Raw genomic sequence first — 17,791 nt, 5'->3', positions numbered from 1 at the left:
TTAGTAGAGCTTTGCGTAAAAGCGTAGCGTTTTTAATGCAGGGGAACGCATTAACATTGCATCAGGATGCATTGGCATTGCAGGGGGACGCATTAACATTGCATCGGGATGCATTGGCATTGCATCGGGATGCGTTGGCATTGCAGGGGGATGCATTGGCATTGCATCGGGATGCGTTGGCATTGTAGGGGAACGCATTAACAATGCAGCCGATGGATTGGCATTACAGAATAGAAATATGAATTAGAGCGATCGCTATGAAATGTCCAAGATGTGCATCAGATCACATTCGTAGTTCTGTGGCGCTGCGGGCGTTAAGCTTGAAGCGATGTCTACGATGGTCACTGAGCTTTGTCGTACCACTTCTCTACGAGACGCTCCGCGTAGCTTGTCCTCCGCAGGAGTACGTGGAAGCAAGCTACGCGCAGCGTCTCGTAGAGAAGTGCGGGCTACGCCTACGCCTAATTCATATTTTGATTCAGCAACACCAAAGGGCGTGGGTGATTTTCTTGTCAGAATGTCCTTGTCTGGTAAACTCAAAAAATATCTTAACTAGTATGTTAAGCCCTGCTGCATGTCCTTCACCACACCTCTTATGCCAGATAAATCTGCACCAGAAATTGAACTGATACGCGCGGCGTACGCTGCCTTCAACGCGCGAGATATTGATGCCGCCCTCGCCACAACGACTCCTGACGTGGCTTGGCCGAAAGCGTTTGAAGGCGGTTATGTCGATGGACATCAAGCAGTCCGCGCTTACTGGACGAGGCAATGGTCCGGCATCAATCCGCACGTTGAGCCGATTTCCTTTCACCGAGAGGATTCCGGGCGTATTTTAGTCGATGTGCATCAGGTCGTGCGCGACCTAGCTGGAACAGTTCTTTCCGATCAGCACGTTGGTCATCGTTATACCATTGAGCATGGCTTGATTCAAACTATGGAAATCTGTCCACCTCCATTGTCCGGCCACTGAGCCTAACAAGGCGCTGCAACGAACGGTGGGGTAGTGTCTGACGCAAAGAGGTTGCTTTTCCAAACACACCCAACAATTTGTCTTAACCCAAGCCTATTGTGATCTGAGTTATTATTTTAAACTTCCTAACACTTCCATCACTTCTGCTTCCGGTTTTACCCTAGCTTCTGCTTCCAGAAATCCAGCTACTTGAGCCTCAATTTCATCCCGAACAATTTGGCGATACTCCACGAAATGCTCAATTTGGGCACAAACAGCTAAGTAGCTACTCACGCCACCGGGATTATGCTGATACATACTCCACAAGTTGCGCCAGAATTGCCAGCGCGTTTGACGACGTACACCTTGGCGCCAACAAATCACCAGCAACGCCCGGAGTACTTTCCAGTTCAATGGTTTCTTAGCACCTTTGCCCTTTTTCGGATAGGTTGCTTCGCCCAAAAGACGGAAGTGTTTGTATGTACGCTCCAAAAACCGCTCTGGCTCATACAAATCCCAGAACGCCTGCACATATTCGTGAGCGATGTCTTCTAACGGTCGAGTTGGCACAAAGTTCATCAACGTGGTTTGGTTGATATTGGCTGATTTGTTGCGGAGTCGTCCTTCCTTTTCTAATCTATGCCAGAGGGCTGTATCTGGAAGTGCTTGCAGCATACTAAATAAGGCTGTGGGAATTGCTGTTTCTTCGACAAACTTGACAATTCGTCCGCCTGCTCCTGTCTTCTCGCCATCAAACCCAATGATAAAGCCTGCCATGACTCGCAGCCCTGAGCGGGTAATCTTATGCACCGCTTCACTGAGCGAGTCTCTGGTATTCTGGTATTTCTGAGTGAAGGTGAGACTTTCTTCGTCGGGGGTTTCAATTCCCAGAAAAACAGCTCCAAAATTACACACTACCATCAAATCCATCAGTTCTTGATCTTGGGCTAAATCAACTGAAGCCTCTGTAGCAAAGGAAAAGGGATAGTTATGTTCCACCATCCAGGGCAGAAGGGATTTCAAAAATAATTTGACATTCCGCTTATTACCGATGAAATTGTCATCCACCATAAAAATACTGCGCCGCCAACCCAGTTTGTAGAGATAATCAAGTTCTGCTAATAATTGATCTGGGTCTTTGGTGCGGGGTTTGCGACCGTAGAGTACAATAATGTCGCAGAACTCACACTGGAAGGGACATCCACGGGAAAATTGCACCGACATCTCCGCATAGGCATCAAACTCTAGTAAGTCAAAGCGAGGAATCGGAGTATTAGTGACATCTGGTTTTTCACCATCAGAGCGAAAAATACCTGTGCGATCGCCGCGTGCGATCGCTGCTACAAATAAAGGTAGGGTGATTTCCCCTTCATCTAATATCAAGTAGTCTGCCCCAACGGATGTCATTTCATTCGGTAACGCTGTCGGGAAAGGCCCACCCACAGCAACTCGCTTACCTCTTTGCTTTGCTTCTAATATCTGAGAGAGCAAATCCTCTTTTTGCACAATCATCGCCGACATAATAACTAAATCTGCCCAAGCCCATTCTGCTTCTGTACAAACGCGAACATTTCGATCTACCAGCTTGAATTCCCATTCTTGGGGTAAAATCGCGGCTACAGTTACCAAGCCTAAAGGCGGTAGCATTGCTTTACGATCTAATAAAGCCAGTGTCTTTTCAAAAGACCAAAAACTTTTTGGAAAACGGGGATATAAAAGTAAAATGTTCATATTCGATGCTTATAACCTTTAATGTTTGCTAGTAGTTGAGTTTATCTAAAGCTGAATCAGTCTGACAACAGATTAGAGGAACTTCTGTATACAGTAGTTGTAACCTCTACTATGACTGATTTAGACAAAGCAATATCTTGTCAAGGCGATTATTACTGTAGACATCGGAATTTTCCGAAATCCTCAAACATTTATTTATGGGTAAAGGATTTAGTCGGAAAGACTAGGACTTGTGCGACGATTCTAACATCTGTTCTTTTTATGACTTGGCGAATTTGCAACAATTCGTGCATTTATAGGACTTACGCACAAGTTACGGAATAAAGTAGACGCAAACGCAAGTGCGTCTCGTAGAGAAGCGGCTTGCCGGAGGCTACCACAGAGGCTCAGAGGACACAGAGAAATCAGAGTTTGATATAGGACTCATATCTGATTTTTGAACAAGATTTCAGATAAAACCCTGATCAAACGAGCTTTTCAGTCTCAGTATGTTTTCAGAAATCAAATCAGAGTCCTATAGATAAGCTAAAAATCTTTTAATTTGCATCCTCAAAAAAATGAATCTCTTGTGGGGTAGGCATCTTGCCCGCCCTAGTTATGCAAATTAAATGCGCGACAGCTTATTTTGCGTAAGCCCTAATTTATTTGGAACTTTTTAACGAGATATGGCACAAGCTAACGCTTTCTCTAGCATTACGCCTGTGCTGGTTAATCCAATGCTTGCCCAACAAAGAGTAACTTTTAATTTATTACCCCTGAAAGCGGGTGCAGTATTGTTAAATGAAAACTATGCCTAGTTTCAGCTTTCAGATACCGTTCTTGTAAGGGTTGCCACTGCTTCCACGACTGGTAACGATTTTCAGTTAATAATTTAGCAAGGGTGGGTAACTGAGTCTGAATTTCTGACTTGAAGACATCTGAAAGCCAGTCAGTTAAGACAGCACTATCTTGCATAGTACCCAAAATTTCTTGGATATTTTTCACTTGTGTAAGAGAAGCTGCGTAAGACTCACCATATAAGTCACTAAATAACTCCATCTGGTAGCGTACACGTTTAGCTTCTTTTCGCAAACTGTGAAGAATTCCACCTTCTATTGTTAATTGTTTTTCTATCTTTTCTGGTTCCCAGTTTTTCTGAATTTTCACTTCTGAGTCCACAAATTCGGTGCCAACTAGCCAACCCGGATGCAATAACAAGTTACTCACTTCTGGTAAAAGTAAGTCTGGTAGCACTTGCTGAATGCTAAAAGATGCCAAAGGTTGATAACTGGGTTTCTCTAACCACTTGTCTAAGGAATCTTTGAGAGACTTGTAAGATTCATCCTTTAACGTTTTCTGCACACTCGATAGTACATCTTCACGTTGTTTAGCCAAAGCTGTGAAAGCTGTTTGCAGAGATTCCTGTTCTTTGCGGGGTAAGTTTGGTTTATAATTCTTTTCCAAACTTTCTTTGAGTACATCTAAATCTCGAAGATTACCAAGACGACGGGCTATTTTACCGATATTTTTATCGCTGACTGGTTTTGACACATCCACTGCTAGCCCAAACCTAGTTACAGCTGTCCGTAGGCGACGCATTCCCACTCGCATTTGGTGCAGCGCTTCTGGATCTTCATCTTTCTTCACTGATTTTTCCCACTTCAAGGTTTTCTTAAAGTGTTTTTCAATCGCTTGGTAGGCGTAGTCCCCTAAAGTTTTTACCGTGGTTTGTGTGGCTAATTTCATAATTGATCTTAATGACAATACCTCATGAGGTTATTGCATAATAACATTAGTTAAAAAGCTGCATATACTTTTGATATGTTTTTATGTAATCAGGATTGTAAAGTATGCTTATGTCTATTGATAGTTGCATACTCTTCTATCAATATGCAATATCTATCAAAGGTCTAAATAGCAGATTCACCCTGGCGATTTGATATATTTACCCAGGATAGTTGACTTGACAGATTGCTAGAGATTTGTAGAGATTGCCTGTACAGGACAGCTGGGAATACACTGTTCGCAAACGATACAGCGCGATCGCGTGAATGTCAACTTGGATGTCTCTGGGTGGAGGGTGAGGGCTTCGGTAGGACAAACCCCAGTACACAAGCCACAGTGGACACAGATATCCTCGTCGATCGCAATTTCCCCTAATGTATGAGAAACGTTAACATGGCGCGATCGCATCCACTCAATCGCCGCATCTAATTGATCGATGTCTCCCGCTAGTTCTACTACCAGTTTGCCAATTTGATTTGGGGCAACTTGGGCGCGGATAATATTGGCGGCGACGTTAAACTCTTTGGCGAGTACGTAAGTGACTGGCATTTGCACGGCGCGTTTCGGGAAGGTGAGTGTGACTCGTTTTTTCATCGGATTAGCAGAGGTTTTTTCTTGTTGTAGCGTATTGGGAGTTTTATCTAAACAGATAGGACTTACGCACAGGTTATGGAAAACGTAGACGCTTCGGCTTGCCGCAGGCTACCACAGAGGACGCAGAGAAGCCAGTGTGTTGCGGGGGTTCCAAGAGTTGTAGCAACTGGCGCGTCACGGAGGAATGAGAGTTTGAGAGGGTTTTTGCGTAAGTTCTAACGTATAAATATTAGATTAACGCAAACCTAAAATTTCCGAAATCGCCGTTACAATATCCAGATAGAAGTTGCCTTTCACCGCCCGAAACAATTCAAATTTAGAGTCAGGGGCACCAAAAAACGGTCTGAGAAACCATCCTAACTGCATACCAACAAAGGCATAAAGCAATAACCACGATCTTAAAATAGTCGTGCGAGTTTTTTTGCCAACTTCATCTTGTTGAGAAAGTAATTGCATTCCTTCATACAGGAATTTAACGCCAAAGATGCCTGTAATGCCAAAAATTAACACATTCAACAGTTTAAAAAATTGATAAGAATCGGGTGTAGTGATCAGAAAAAATAGTGTAACTGGTGCCAAGCTGAATAAAAGCACACTAATTACTGATACAGATGTGAGCAACACAACAAAATGCTGTTGAATACTACTCCGCGAACCAAACAAAACATTAAAAAAGAACAAAGTTGGGAAACAGATGATCAGTGTTAATAAATAAAATGCCGGAAGTTTAATAGCCCCAGATAATGCCTGCGCCCAACTGTGAGATGCACCGATAATTCCGCCATAGATGGCAAAGAAAATGGAACTAGTTACGAACAGAGAACTGATTTTATTTTGTAATCTTACTCCGTGACGAATTTCTTCTAAGAAAGCTTGGCGATCGCGGAGTAAATTAACCAAAACACCAAATTGTTGAATCCCGTGATTTTGTTTTTTCAGCATAATATTATATGTTGGATATTTTGTGGAATTACTAATTAACGGATTCCCAAAAGATAACTAATAGCTTGAATCACACTCAGATAAAAATTGCCTTCTCTTTCACGGAATAGTTGAAAGACAGAATCAGGTGTGCCAAAAAACGGTCTGAGAGTCCATCCTAACTGACTGCCTACGAAAGCGTAAAGAAATAGCCAAAATTGTAAAATCTTCTGGCGTGTCTTGCTACCTTCATTATCTTGTTCTAAAACTAAACTCGTGGCGTGATATAAAGAGGAAACACCAATAAATCCAGTCAATGCAAAAATAAAGACATTTAACAAGATTAAAAATTGGTAATTATTGGTGGTAATTATGAAAAACAGTGTGATTGGTGCAAAGCTAAATAAAAGTACGCTTGTGACTGAAACCGCAGTCAATACTAATGCTAAATGCTGTGCAAAAGTCCGCTTGGAACCAAAAATAATATTAGCAAAGAACAACGTCGGAATACAAATAAGGAGCGTGATTAAATAAAGGGCTGGGAGTTTAATGGCGGAAGATAAAGCTTGCATCCAGCTATGGTATGCACCAATGATTCCGCCATAAGCGGCGAGAAATAAAGAACTGCAAACCAGTAGAGAAATGATTTTAGTTGGTAATCTTGTACCTTGGCGAACTTCCTCTAAAAAACCTGGGCGATCGCGCAAGAATGCAATCAGCACTGCAAAGTATTTTATTCCTAAAGATTTCCGTTCAATCATGTTATCCTCATACAGCTAAAATTCTAAGTTTAATCTGAGTAATCACCGCCAGAACCATACTTCCAGGCATCAATCAAACGATGCCAATAATATTGTTGTTCGTTTGGTTGATTCTTAATCCATGTTTCTAACATTGGACTTAGCGAAAACAAGGCAGTATATACACCTAAATTCCCGTAATGCACCAGCCAATCTAATAAACTTCCCAAACCTACTTGTGGAATTATCTTGGCAACTAATCCCGGATGGGATAAACCAGTTTTTAACAATGTTTGTGTTAATGCTGAAAACTGCACTATATCCTGTAAAAATGGTTTTAGCACTGGTGTACCCAACTGTTGCATTTCCTGAAATACCGCCGAGAGTAGTTGATTAATTTGATCGGGGGCAATTTTCTGATTTACACCAACACTCATCGCCCTTTGAAACAACCAGGTCACACTCAAACTTGGCTGATAGGGTTGCAGCAGTGCAATCGCTTTTGCTGATAATTGTTCCGTTTCCAACACTTCATAAATGCCATAAGTTAAACGCTTCAGGTGACGCACCATTGCCCCAAAACCACCAAAACTTAAGGGAGATTGACTACCACTGCTATCTCCCACTGTTAGAATGCGATTCCAAGGGGTTTTTAGGGGACTTTGGCGATAGGTGGGAAAGAAACCAAATAGCGATCGCTGAAATTTCAGCTTGTTCAATTCCACTCCCTGATATTCTGGTAAGAGACGCAGATATTCTTCAAACAGAGCTTCTAAATTCAAACGTTGGGGATGTGCATCCATGTAGGTAAACAAGTAAGTTGTTCTGCCATCTCTGGCTGGAAAGGCTTCCCAGAAGTACTGACATTGATTTTGTAAAGGTGTGAATGATAATATTAAATCGCCTGAGTTATTTTCAGGAAAACCTTGGGCGCAACTTCCCACAACTAAGCACAGCGCGTCTGGTTTTTTGCCTTGGCGTGCTTGTTGGGTGATGGGTGAAAGATGTCCCATCGCGTCGATTAATAACCGAGTTTTGAATTGGTTATTTACCATCACCCCATCTGGATGAACTAGCGCTTCAGTAAAGGGTGTGTTTTCTAACAACTTTCCCCCAGTGGCGATAAATCGGGTTTTCAAGGTAGCCAGTAGATAAACTGGATCTACGCCGATATTCAAAACATCTTCTACCCAAACTTCTGTACCGCCATCAAAACTAACTCGTGCTGGGTTATATTGAGTGGCGATCGCACTTGCTAATTCCTCCTCTGTTAGCAAGTTCAATTCCACAAACACATCTAATTCTTTGCGAGAAATATTCCATTCTTGTTCCCTCCCCCGCAAAATTCCCCGTTCCATCAACGCCACCCCCAGTCCCTTCACCGCCAAAGCGCAACCAATTAAAATGCCCAAAGTGCCGCCGCAGATAATTACATCGAAGTCTGCGACACCTAAAGGCTGTTGACTTTCTTTAAGTAACGTTGGGATAGGTGCGGTGTTTTCTCTCAGGGATGTGAGGATGCGATCGCTTTGGCGCAATCCTGCTAAAACATCGCCGGGTAATTGGGAAAGAATTTCTTCAGTTAAAGACATTTTGGAAAAATTTAACTCTACATTCCAAAACTACCTGAGAATGAAGAAAGTAGATATGATCATAGGCAATTACAAATTAACGCCGTGTGCAACTTTCTCTCAAACCTAACCCCCAACCCCTTCCCTACCTTCGCGCAGCGTCTCGTTGGCGAAGCCTCTCGTAGAGAAGAGAGGGAAGGGGAGCAAGAATCAAAGCCTCTCCCCTAAAAGGAGAGAGGTTTGGAGAGGGGTTTTAAGAATAAGTAGCACATTGCGTAAATTACAAATTACGAATTACGAATTACAACGCCGATTTAACTACGGTGTGTTGCATCTCAACGAGAACAGCGATAAATTATCCTAAACCGAATAATTTAGAAATCGCAGGGAATAGTTTATTAGTCGCTTCAACCAGGGAAGCGATCGCAGGTAAACCAGAAAATAGCCCTTTCAACATGGTGATTGCATTTTTTGCAGTCTTTTGCTTGGTGGATTCTTGAGGATTTTTAGCTGCTTCTGCTAAAGCTTCTACTTGTAACAAGGCATCAGCTTTGTCTGTTTCCGGCAAATCTGATGACTGTGAAATTGCCTCGTGCAACTGCGTCAACAATTCTTTAATTCCTGGTTTATCTGCTTCTGGTGAATCAGGTAACTCATTGAGGGCAATACTCACATTACCACTAATAGTTCCCAGGTTGGCAACCGAACCACCGCCAGCGATACCGCTAACATTACTGCTGCCTTGAATACTGATGCCACTGATATCAGACATGATGGTATTTCCTTGTGTATAAGATTTGGGATGCCCAAGTGCAGTTGTGATCATATTTTTTAAATCACTAATATAACTATCTTTTTCTACCAGCAATAATTGCTGACTCTGCGATAAAGCTTTGAATTGATTATAGTCATCAAAATATTCGGCACTCAGTTGAGATTTATTGCTACCTGCTGCGGTTTTGGCTCTGAGTAAGATTTTATCATCGCCGCGTTTCTCCATTGCCACGATTTCTAACTGAGCTTCGGGATGGTTTTCAGCGAGGTTTTTGAGAGCGATCGCGATCGCGCGAGGATCAACGCCTTGATTATGATAAAGGTCGAGGGTGTCAAAAATTGGCTTGAGAAAGTCGGCAAAATCCCCGTCTGCAAATACCTCTTGTTTATTATCAGGTTTGCGGAGGGGGTCGGGGTCTTCTTTGGTGGGTAAGCGCATGAAGACATATTCACACCTCACCCCATGCAATTTAGTTGTATTTGTAATCCCCCAATCTTCGATGTATGCGCCGGTGAGAGTTGCACCTGTTAAATCTGTGCCGTCTAGTTGCGTTTGTTTAAGCTTTGCTCTTGACAAATCGGCATCTTGTAAATTAGCTTCACTGAGATCAGCGCCGATAAAGCTGGTATCTGCTAAGTTTGCTGCTTGTAAGTTGATACCTCGCAGGTTTTGACGGTCAAAGTTCTTGTCCTGTCCCTGTCCTGTAACTAGCAGTTGACGTATTTGTGAGTTTTGAAGATAAGTTAAACCAGGACGAACACGGTCAAGCATTTTGGTTTGATGCCAACAGCTACAGATAAGGATAGTGTTTCGGAAATCTGTACTTTTAAGCGTTGCTTGGGTGAAATCAGCATTGGTTAAGTTAGCGCCACGAAAACTTGTACCTCCTGTTGCAGCAAAGGCGATCGCGATATTACGAATCAAGGAGTGCTTTTCGTCTCCTTTCATGGCTCGCCAACTGATGTAGATGCTAACTAACGTTCCAGTTCCGGCTACGGCTCCGGCTACGGCTACGGCTACGGCTACGGCTACGGCTACGGCTACGGCTCCGGCTCCGGCTCCGGCTACGGCTAAGGCTCCGGCTACGGCTACGGCTACGGCTACGGCTCCGACTCCGGCTCCGACTCCGGCTACGGCTACGGCTACGGCTCCGGCTACGGCTCCTAAACCAGCTGTTACCCCTTGGCGAATTGTGACGAAGAAAAAGGCAAATAATACGATTAGGCTGGACAAGCCGACAATCTGATTCTGTAAGTTGGAAGTATCAAATATTAGTGACACAAGATAACCGTTGACAGCCCAGAAAAATCCTGACAGTCCCGACAGCAGCCATGAAACAAGGACTAGGAAAATTGCCCAACGGCGTTGTAGTCCAGCTTTGGCATGGCTGAAGTTTGCGCCTGTTAAATTAGCGTTGGTGAACTTTGCCCCTCGGATGTCGGCATAGCTAAAGTTTGCACCCGCAAGGTCTTGTCTACCTTTGAAGTTGCATCCTCGGAGATTTTGACCGGAGAAGTCTAAAGCCATGTTCCACTTTACGGAGGTGAGCAAATTTTACTACACGCTGACCCCTGTAAATTCAGGAATGGTTAGATATATTTGTTAGTTGAGCTTCAAAGACTCGTTAACGGAACTGACTTTTCACGTTATGTGGAAAAGCCACGAAAAACCTAACCCCCTAACCCCCTTCCCTACAAGGGAAGGGGGAAAATTCAAAGTCTCTCTCCTAAAAGGAGAGAGATTTAGAGAGAGGTTTTCCAGATACCGTGAAAAGTCAGGTTAACGGAGTTCAAAGACTCGTTCACGGAGCTAAAAGACTCATTCACGGAGTTCAAAGACTCGTTCACGGAGCTAAAAGACTCATTCACGGAGTTCAAAGACTCGTTAACGGAGCTAAAAGACTCGTTAACGGAGTTCAAAGACTCGTTAACGGAGTTCAAAGACTCATTCACGGAGCTAAAAGACTCGTTAACGGAGTTCAAAGACTCATTCACGGAGCTAAAAGACTTATTCACGGAGTTCAAAGACTCGTTCACGGAGCTAAAAGACTCGTTCACGGAGTTCAAAGACTCGTTCACGGAGCTAAAAGACTCATTCACAGTTATTTTAGCGATCGCATCCTATTCTTGAGAGTGCCGTTTATCTCGTATCTCGTTCCCAGTCTCCGGCTGGGAATGCCTATAAGAGGCTCTGCCTCTTGACTTACGGCAGAGCCAAATAAAGACTTAACTGCAAAAATCAGCTGATCCCATCCTGCTGAGACCTAAGTTGTGTCTCTGGCTGACTTGAGCCAGCAGGCAAAGCCCCATGTCCATGTCCATGTCCCGAAGTTCCATTAGGAGAATCTGGAGGCTTTGAACCACCCGATCCCTTCCGAGAAAATATAGCCTCAGCCCCGCTCTTAACCAAAATATACAGAATTGGCACCAAAAACAAATTCAAGAACGTCGAAAGCAGCAGCCCCCCAAAGAGCGCTGTTCCTAAAGACCAACGGCTGCTAGCTCCAGCCCCTTGGGAAATCACCAAGGGCAAAAATCCTAACAGCGCAGCAAAGGAGGTCATTAAGATCGGTCGCAGACGTTCTTGCCCCGCTTTCACTGCCGCCCGCGTGTAGCTCATGCCCTCTTCATGCAGCTGATTGGAAAATTCCACGACTAAAATCGCGTTCTTGGCAGCTAGACCAATCAAAGTCACCAAACCCACTTGGCAATAGATATCATCCACCACTTTCGGGAAAAGGCTATCTGCCATGAAAATATTGGAACGTAGCCAAATCGCCGTCATCGCTCCCAAAATTGCCAGGGGAACTGTCAGCAAAATAATGAGCGGGTCAATGTAGCTTTCATACTGAGCCGATAGCACCAGAAAGACAATAACGATCGCTAAAGCAAAAATTAAGCCCGTAGATCCCCCAGATGTCTTCTCCTGGAGATAAGTCCCTGTCCATTCATAACCAAACCCTTGAGGTAAAACCTCTGCTGCTAGTTTCTCCATCGCTTGAATCGCCTGTCCAGAACTAGCACCGGGAGCCGGAGCGCCCTGGACTTTGATTGACCTGTACAAGTTATAATGCGAAACGGTTTTCGGCCCGACAAAGGGAGTAACTTTCACCAGATTGCTCAAGGGAATCATCGCCCCACTTGCAGAGCGAACATACAACTTGCCAATATCATCTGGATTAGAGCGGAAAACCCCATCTGCTTGGACATATACTCGATACTGTCGCTGTCCTTGCACAAAGTCATTCACATATTGCGACCCCAAGTAACTTTGCAACGCCCCAAATATTTGGTTAATATCGACGTTCAGAGATTTAGCTTGGTTACGATTTACCTGAATGTCAAATTGGGGAGTATCTGCGGTGAACTGAGTAAAGACTCGTTGGAGAACAGGGTTTTTATTTGCCGCCCCAATGAACTTTTGAGCAGTATCAACTAGGGTTTGAATCGGCGCACTTCCGGTTTTATCTTGAATGATAAACTCAAAACCACCCGTAGTACTTAACCCTCTAACCGGAGGAGCATTGACAGCGATCGCTCTAGCATCTGTAATTGCAGAGAGCTTTTTGTTCATCCTCTGAAGTATTCCATACACAGACTGAGATTCTTGAGTTCTCTCTTTCCAGGGTTTTAGGTTAGCAAAAGCAATCCCTAAATTAGAAGCATTGCCATCGAAACCAAAGCCACTGATCATAAAACTGGCTCTAACTTCGGGAAGCGATGTTACTTCCTTAGCAACCCGCTCCATCACAGATTCGGTGTATTTCAAAGAAACCCCATCCGGTCCCTGGACAACTACAAAGAAGTAACCCTGATCTTCCTCTGGAATAAATCCGGTAGGCACTGCTTTGTACATCAAAACCGTTGCGACTAAACCAGTGATGAAAACCCCAACTACAATCGGCTTGATATGGGTAAGGTAGCTAACAAACCCAACATAGCGACGCGTGAACCAGCCAAATCCCCGATTAAACTGCGTAAAAAACCACCCCAAAGGTCCCCGTGGCGTCTGAGGTGGGCGCATGAGGATGACTGCCATAGTTGGAGAGAAGGTTAAAGCGTTGAAAGCCGAGATGCCAATGGAGGAAGCAACAGTTAACGCAAATTGTTTGTAGACAATCCCAGTAGTACCCGGAATGAATGCAACTGGAATAAATACCGCCATGAGTACAAGTGAAGTGGCAATGATTGCTCCAGTCAACTCCTCCATCGCTTCGACAGCCGCATCAAAGGGCTTCATGCCCTGCTCCAGTTTGACTGCAACTGCCTCCACCACAATAATCGCATCATCGACGACAATACCGATCGCCAGAACGAAACCAAATAAGGTCAGTGTATTAATCTGAAATCCTAAAACCAACAGAAAAGCACACGTCCCAACTAGGGAAACGGGAATCGCCACAGTGGGAATGATCGTGGTACGCCAGTCTTGCAAAAAGATAAAAATTACCAAGACCACCAGGATAATCGCTTCAACCAGAGTGTGCAGAACTTCTTCTAAAGAAATTTCTACAAATGGAGTGGTATCAAATGCCAACTGTGCTTTTAGTCCAGGTGGAAAATTCTTCGATAGTATTGCAATCTGCTCTTCAACAGCATGAGCAACATCCAGGGCATTACTACCGGGAAGTTGATATATCCCCAAACCGACGGCTGGCTTGGGAGAATTTCCTGGGATGGTGAATTTGGCATCAGCGAGATAGCTTTCTGCTCCCAGTTCAACTCGACCGATATCTCTGACCTTAACTAGGCTGCTACTGGTGCCATTTTGGCCCACCTTTAGCACCATGTCTTCAAATTCAGCCGCATCTTTAAATCGACTGGTTGCCCGTAAAGCAAATTCAAAGCTTTGATTATCTGGTGCTGGTTCCTTACCAATCGCCCCTGCACCCACCTGAATATTTTGTTGTTGCAGGGCAGTTGTCACATCTTGAGGAGTTAGTTGATGTTGGGCAAGCTTGTTGGGATCAAGCCAAAGACGCATGGCATATTTGCGCTCCCCAAAAATCCTGGCACTTCCTACACCAGGAAGCCGTTTGATCTGATCGAAAATAAACAGATCAACATAGTTGCTGATAAAAATGTTGTCGTACTCATTATTTTCTGAGTAAAACCCAAAGACCAGAAGCAGACTGCTCGATGCCGTTTCAACGGTGACACCTGTTCGTTGAACAGTATCTGGCAGTTGAGGTGAAGCAAGTGATTGTTTATTTTGAACGTTTACTTGAGCAATATCGCTATTGACATTCGTTGGGAAGGAGACAGTTATATTGCTGGAACCATCATTACCCGTATTAGAAGATATATAAGATACATCTTTAACACCATTAATTTGTCGCTCAATAATGTTGGTGACAGTACTTTCTGTGGTTTGAGCATCCGCACCAGTATTGTTGGAGCTAACGGTGATTTGCACCGGGGCGAGGTCTGGTAGCTGAGAAATGGGAAGGATCGGAATACAGATGCTTCCCAGCAGCAAAATAATGAACGTACAGACCGTCGTCAGTACTGGACGTCTGATGAAGGTATTGACAAACATAAATCAGTGAAAAGTCCAAGACTGGTTATTGAGGTAGTAGCTTTTTATTAATATAAGTATTTATTCAGGCTTAGTGTTGGCGATCGCGCCAAATTGGGGATTGAGGAATTTTACAGCAGTTTTCATTTATTTCAACCATATCTATGGTTGGGGCACAGAAAAAGCTCATGCGTTGCCCCCAGCCCCTCTCCCAAAAATGGGAGAGGGGAGCAAATTCTCCAGTTCCCCTTCTCCCAAGATGGGAGAAGGGGTTAGGGGATGAGGGCAATCCTAAAACGCTTTTCTTACCTAACTAGGACTTACGCACAAGAAATCCCCCAACCCCCTTAAAAAGTTGGCTCTTTAAGATCCCCCCTTTTTAAGGGGGGTTAGGCAGGGTGGATTAATTGTCGAGAGAGAAAATATAACATGGAAGGATGATTCCTTGAGAAAAACACCAAAAACAGAGGAAAGTTGGGAATGAATTTAATCGAAGCAATCCAAGGGGTTCCCGATTATCGACATGCCAGAGGGATTAGACATAGACTTTGGATAATACTAACTATAGTTTTGTTAGGTAGTTGTACGGGATATTGGGGGTATAAGCCTTTAGCTGAGTTCACTAAAAATCATCGATTATCCCTAATCAAATTATTAGATTTATCTCCAGATATTCAATTACCATCAGCATCAACATTCAGAAATATCATGATGTCTATTGATTTTCAGATATTAGCTGAACTATTTAACTTCTGGGCAGAGAATAGTTTGCCAATTAATTTCAAAGAACTATTTGCCATCGATGGTAAATGTATTAAAAGTACTGTGACAGGGGGAAATAAATATTATCAAAACTTTGTGAGTATTGTTTCAGTTTATAGTCATCAGCAAGGATGGGTAGTCAGACATCAAGCTATGGAGAATCACGAAAAAAGTGAGATTAGTGTGGTAGAAGAGCTAATTAAAACACTTTCTGGGCATCATATCGTGATTACAGCAGATGCACTACAAATACATGAAAAAACTGTTGAGTTAATTATTGAGGGAGAAAATGACTACATTATTACTATTAAAGGAAACCAGCCAAATCTGCTGAAAGTAGCTACTGAGCTAGCTGAATCCTCAATCGCTATTGATACCAATTACCATGATGAACGTTTGCATGGACGAAAGACCACTCGCCAGGTAAAAGTCTATTCAATTCCACCTGAATTACTACCTGATTGGGTTGGGGCCAAAAGTTTAATTGAGGTTAACAGATATGGAACTCGACCTCAAGGAAAGAAAAGTCGTCGCCAAATTCTTGATTATGATGAACGACACTTTTATTTAAGTAGCTTAAATTGTTCAGCCTCAGAATTTGCTGAGGCTATTCGTGGTCATTGGTCAATCGAAAATCAGCTTCATTGGATCAAGGATGTAACTTTAAATGAAGATAACTGTATTCATACTGGCGGTTTTTCACCAGCTAATTGGGCGATGGTTAGACAGTTTTTAGTTTCCCTGGCTCGTCAGTTAAATTGTCGGACTATTCCCGAAGCCTTAAGGCTGATGGCTAACCAACTTCAAATGATTTTTGATGCGTTATTTCACCACTCCGACTCCTCTTGTGGAATGCTTGTGAGTCCAACGGTCGAGAGAGAAAAACTTTTCTCTCTCGACAATTAATCCACCCTGCTCTCGAAGAGCGGGGAGGGGAGACAAAGCGTAGCTTTGGCGGGGGCGGGGTTCTTCGGGTTAAATAAGCAATCAAGCGGACATGATCTTATCTAAAATTAGTTGTTATTTGAGAGGGCTTTTGGGGAACTATATAAATATCGTTCGATTGAAGTTATTTGGGTAACTAATGATTGGAATGCTCCTCCTAGTACCAGGATTTTCTTTGCTTCTGGTGTTAACTTTTCTGCGAATGGAAAGGTGTATAAAATAAAAAAATTAAAAGCTTTCACACAACGTTGGGGAGAAGGAGGATTAATAAAATTTCAAAATTATCTTCAACAAAAGTTAGAAAAATACTAAGCTAAGAGGGAAGGACTGAAAGTTTCTCTAGAAATCAAAAGTTTTCTTAGTTAGGATTGCAAACCAGTTGGTTGAACTCGGTGTCTCCAAGAAAGACATTGTTTTAGGCTTTGCTCCTCCAAAAATGCGACATTACACCAACTTTGCAGTAGGATGATTCGCCTCATTATATTTAAAGTACAATCCTCATACTTAAATCCAACCACTTCGACTGAGTAATCGGCGCACTGCTAGAAATATAATCCACACCCGTCTCTGCAACACCGCGAATAGTTTCCAAAGTCACATTCCCCGAAGCTTCAATTTTCACCCGGTTATCCTGCTGGCGAATCAACTGCACCGCTTGACGCATCATATCCAAAGGCATATTGTCCAACATGATAATGTCAGCGTTGTGCTGCAAAGCTTCTTTCACCTGCTCTAAACTTTCCGTCTCCACCTCAATTGTCAAGGGATAAGGTATCTGAGAACGAATACGGGTAACTGCTTCTCCAATTCCCCCAGCCGCCGCAATGTGATTATCCTTAATCATCACCGCATCATCCAACCCCATGCGGTGATTAATCGCCCCACCCACCGCAGTCGCGTACTTTTCCAACAGTCTCAGCCCTGGTGTAGTTTTACGCGTATCCACCAACTGAGCAGGTAAATCAGCAATTTTCTCTACATATATATTAGTCAGCGTCGCAATCCCACTCAACCGCATAGCCAAGTTGAGCGCCACCCGTTCCCCCATCAGCAGCGCATCCAGCGAACCATGAATTTGAGCTACAACCTCTCCCGGCTCACACCATGCACCTTCAGCCGCAACCCTCACAAAGCTGACTTTTTCATTCAATATCTGAAACACCCTAGATGCAACTGGTAAGCCAGCAATTATCCCAGAAGCTCTGGCTATCCATTTAGCAGAGCCTAGCGTCACATCTTCTACTAGTAGCGCATTTGTTGTGCGATCGCCCCTGCCAATATCCTCCAACAACCAGCCATGCAAAAGTGGATCTAAAACCAGCCAGGGCGGCAAAACACCAGAATTCCTCACAACTTTATCGCTTCCTTCGTGACTTCCAGGAATACTATAGCCTAAAACCCTTACTGTCTAAGGCTTTAATGGAGACTGAAAAACAGTCCAAAATAAATTTTGGAAAAATAGTTGACAAGATAGAGGAGGTTCGTTATATTGAATAAGTGCCTGAGAGGGAAGCGAGAA

General features: G+C 43.5%; 14 protein-coding genes. 4 read left to right on the top strand and 10 right to left on the bottom strand.

From position 1 onward, the window contains the following. Positions 1–198 (bottom strand): hypothetical protein, encoded by a 198-nt coding sequence (locus V7K15_RS05655; RefSeq protein WP_334903775.1) that lies wholly within the window; start codon positions 196–198, stop codon positions 1–3. Between the two features lie 397 nt (positions 199–595). Here V7K15_RS05655 and V7K15_RS05650 point away from each other — a divergent pair, with 397 nt between their 5' ends. Further along, on the top strand, positions 596–973 hold the full coding sequence (locus tag V7K15_RS05650) for a nuclear transport factor 2 family protein (RefSeq protein WP_334826932.1): 378 nt from the start codon (positions 596–598) through the stop codon (positions 971–973). 111 nt (positions 974–1,084) lie between these two features. On the opposite strand, the gene V7K15_RS05645 is transcribed toward V7K15_RS05650, so the two are convergent. From V7K15_RS05645 to V7K15_RS05615, 7 genes are all read right to left on the bottom strand, one after another. Then, positions 1,085–2,683, bottom strand: coding sequence for a B12-binding domain-containing radical SAM protein (locus V7K15_RS05645; protein WP_334903773.1), 1,599 nt, complete (start codon positions 2,681–2,683; stop codon positions 1,085–1,087). A gap of 741 nt (positions 2,684–3,424) precedes the next feature. Beyond that, positions 3,425–4,408 carry a CHAD domain-containing protein gene (locus tag V7K15_RS05640; RefSeq protein WP_334903771.1) on the bottom strand — a complete coding sequence of 328 codons (984 nt, stop codon included), beginning with the start codon at positions 4,406–4,408 and terminating at the stop codon, positions 3,425–3,427. Between the two features lie 228 nt (positions 4,409–4,636). Next, positions 4,637–5,041, bottom strand: a complete 405-nt coding sequence (locus V7K15_RS05635) for an NIL domain-containing protein (RefSeq protein WP_334903770.1) — start codon at positions 5,039–5,041, stop codon at positions 4,637–4,639. Positions 5,042–5,275: 234 nt separating this feature from the next. Continuing rightward, positions 5,276–5,983: an actin-binding WH2 domain-containing protein gene (locus tag V7K15_RS05630; protein WP_334903768.1), complete on the bottom strand. Its 708-nt coding sequence runs from the start codon at positions 5,981–5,983 to the stop codon at positions 5,276–5,278. A gap of 35 nt (positions 5,984–6,018) precedes the next feature. Next, on the bottom strand, positions 6,019–6,723 hold the full coding sequence (locus V7K15_RS05625) for an actin-binding WH2 domain-containing protein (RefSeq protein WP_334903766.1): 705 nt from the start codon (positions 6,721–6,723) through the stop codon (positions 6,019–6,021). A gap of 29 nt (positions 6,724–6,752) precedes the next feature. Further along, positions 6,753–8,294 (bottom strand): FAD-binding oxidoreductase, encoded by a 1,542-nt coding sequence (locus tag V7K15_RS05620; protein ID WP_334903764.1) that lies wholly within the window; start codon positions 8,292–8,294, stop codon positions 6,753–6,755. A 334-nt stretch (positions 8,295–8,628) separates the two neighbouring features. Further along, on the bottom strand, positions 8,629–10,575 hold the full coding sequence (locus V7K15_RS05615; protein WP_334903763.1) for a pentapeptide repeat-containing protein: 1,947 nt from the start codon (positions 10,573–10,575) through the stop codon (positions 8,629–8,631). 239 nt (positions 10,576–10,814) lie between these two features. Between V7K15_RS05615 and V7K15_RS29910 the strand changes: the two genes are divergently transcribed. Continuing rightward, positions 10,815–11,249 (top strand): hypothetical protein, encoded by a 435-nt coding sequence (locus tag V7K15_RS29910; protein ID WP_442949649.1) that lies wholly within the window; start codon positions 10,815–10,817, stop codon positions 11,247–11,249. A gap of 37 nt (positions 11,250–11,286) precedes the next feature. On the opposite strand, the gene V7K15_RS05610 is transcribed toward V7K15_RS29910, so the two are convergent. After that, a complete protein-coding gene (locus V7K15_RS05610; RefSeq protein ID WP_334903762.1) occupies positions 11,287–14,586 on the bottom strand; it encodes an efflux RND transporter permease subunit in 3,300 nt (1,099 codons plus the stop codon). A gap of 459 nt (positions 14,587–15,045) precedes the next feature. On the opposite strand from V7K15_RS05610, the gene V7K15_RS05605 reads away from it, so the two are divergent. Further along, complete coding sequence (locus V7K15_RS05605; RefSeq protein WP_334903761.1) at positions 15,046–16,233, top strand: ISAs1 family transposase; 1,188 nt, start codon at positions 15,046–15,048, stop codon at positions 16,231–16,233. A gap of 406 nt (positions 16,234–16,639) precedes the next feature. Continuing rightward, a complete protein-coding gene (locus tag V7K15_RS05600) occupies positions 16,640–16,741 on the top strand; it encodes an element excision factor XisI family protein (RefSeq protein ID WP_442949651.1) in 102 nt (33 codons plus the stop codon). A gap of 15 nt (positions 16,742–16,756) precedes the next feature. Here V7K15_RS05600 and nadC read toward each other — a convergent pair whose 3' ends face one another. Further along, a complete protein-coding gene (gene nadC, locus V7K15_RS05595) occupies positions 16,757–17,623 on the bottom strand; it encodes a carboxylating nicotinate-nucleotide diphosphorylase (RefSeq protein WP_334903760.1) in 867 nt (288 codons plus the stop codon). Between the last annotated feature and the right edge of the window lie 168 nt (positions 17,624–17,791).

Origin of the sequence: Nostoc sp., assembly GCF_036919815.1 — a bacterium.
Lineage (GTDB): Bacteria > Cyanobacteriota > Cyanobacteriia > Cyanobacteriales > Nostocaceae > Nostoc.
Note: the sequence above shows the minus strand (reverse complement) of the source record. Positions and strands in the feature narration are given on the sequence as shown.